Consider the following 969-nt stretch of genomic DNA (forward strand, 5'->3'; position numbering starts at 1 on the left):
GCTCGGCGAGCCGCAGATCGAGCGGATCGTGGAGCTGCAGTTCGACGAGTTGCGCAAGCGGCTGGCCGAACGCCTGATCGCCGTCGAACTCACCCCAGAAGCCCGGAAGGTCATCGCCCACCAGGGCTACGACCCGGTCTACGGGGCCCGCCCGCTGCGCCGCTACATCTCCCACGAGGTGGAGACCCTCATCGGGCGCGCGCTGCTGCGCGGCGACGTCGATGAGGGCACCACCGTCAAGGTGGACGCCCGGCACGGCGAACTGGTGGTCACCTACGAACAGCCATCGGGCGAGCACGTCGAGGAGCGAGCCCGGCAGGAAGTCGGAGAGGCGGCGTGACCGGCCATGCCAAGCCCAACGATCAAAGCCCGGACCATCAAGTGCCCCACCTGCGGACGCGCGAACAAGATCCCCGTGGCGGCCGAGGGTGCCCCTCGGTGCGGGAACTGCAAGTCGTCGCTGCCATGGATCGTGGACGCGGACGAGAACGAGTTCGCCGAGGTCGCCGAGGAGGCGACGCCCCTCGTCGTCGTGGATCTGTGGGCGACTTGGTGCGGGCCCTGCCGGATGGTCAGCCCCGCACTTGAGCAGGTCGCCACGGAGCTGGCGGGCAGGGTCAAACTCGTCAAGGTCGACATCGACCGCAATCCGCACCTCGCCCAGCGGTTCGAGGTGCAGGCCGTGCCGACCCTGCTCATCCTGGACAAGGGGGAGCTGGTCGCCCGCCGCGCGGGTGCCGCCCCGGCGGGCACCCTGCGCTCGTGGGTCGAGCAGGTGATGGCGGGTCGGCGGGACAGCAAGAGAGGGTGACATCCATGGCCATCGAGCCCGATCCGCATCTGTCGATGGTGCGCCAGGTCTCCCCGCGCAGCCCCGAGGGGTGCGAGGAGTGCCTGCGCCTGGGGTCCCCCTGGGTCCATCTGCGGCTCTGCCTGACCTGCGGGCACGTGGGGTGCTGCGACTCCTCA

The 969-nt window shown here is 70.1% G+C and carries 3 protein-coding genes; all 3 read left to right on the forward strand.

The genetic code is table 11. The features are described 5' to 3' along the window. Positions 1-340 (forward strand): ClpB D2-like domain containing protein (locus tag JK364_RS54420; protein ID WP_504943140.1); only part of this gene is annotated, 340 nt, incomplete at its 5' end. Between the two features lie 6 nt (positions 341-346). Further along, positions 347-811 (forward strand): thioredoxin, encoded by a 465-nt coding sequence (trxA, locus tag JK364_RS54425; RefSeq protein WP_201858880.1) that lies wholly within the window; start codon positions 347-349, stop codon positions 809-811. A 5-nt stretch (positions 812-816) separates the two neighbouring features. Then, positions 817-969: ubiquitin carboxyl-terminal hydrolase family protein (locus JK364_RS58620; RefSeq protein WP_504942995.1), on the forward strand; the 153-nt coding region annotated here is incomplete at its 3' end.

The sequence above is a fragment of the Streptomyces endocoffeicus genome (assembly GCF_016741935.1).
Lineage (GTDB): Bacteria > Actinomycetota > Actinomycetes > Streptomycetales > Streptomycetaceae > Streptomyces > Streptomyces endocoffeicus.